The sequence below is a fragment of the Anaerotignum faecicola genome (assembly GCA_024460105.1).
Classification (GTDB): Bacteria; Bacillota; Clostridia; order Lachnospirales; family Anaerotignaceae; genus JANFXS01.
On sequence record JANFXS010000096.1, the window covers coordinates 1 to 566 of the forward strand.

At 43.8% G+C, this 566-nt stretch carries 1 protein-coding gene; it reads right to left on the bottom strand.

The genetic code is table 11. The features are described from left to right. The coding region (locus tag NE664_12935; GenBank protein MCQ4727538.1) for a sugar transferase at nucleotides 1-566 on the bottom strand (566 nt) is incomplete at both ends.

Consider the following 566-nt stretch of genomic DNA (forward strand, 5'->3'; position numbering starts at 1 on the left):
GAACATCATTCCATCTTTCACACGATTCTGTGCCATCAGTTCTTTCTTGCGCTTCTCCGCATCCATATACATGCTGCGGAACTTATAAAGCTTGAATCTCTTACCGTTTTTACCTACCCTGATCTGTGAAAAAAAGACAGGTCCCGGTGATTTTATGTAAATGCATGGTGCCACAATCAAATACAAAATTCCAGTAATGATACATCCAATCAGGCCGCCGGCAATGTCCATTGCTCGCTTATAAAGCGCCTGCTTCCAGGAAGCCATATTAATACTGCTCGTTAAAACGGTGTAGCTTCCCAACCGCTCTACCCGCTGAACTTCACCTTCCAGCTTTGCCATCTCAATCAGTTTTAAATGAATGGTGATTCCCATCTCAATAAAATCATTGATCAGATCTCTTGGAAGCGGAACCTCTTTGGGCAAATCAAGAAATACCTCATCCACCCATTCTCTGCAGACATATTCTTCCACATTCTCCAAAGTAGCCACTACCGGCACATCATTGATCCTCTCTCCTACCCGGTCCGCATCAAGAAGGCTAATTCCCTTAATTTGACAGCCTT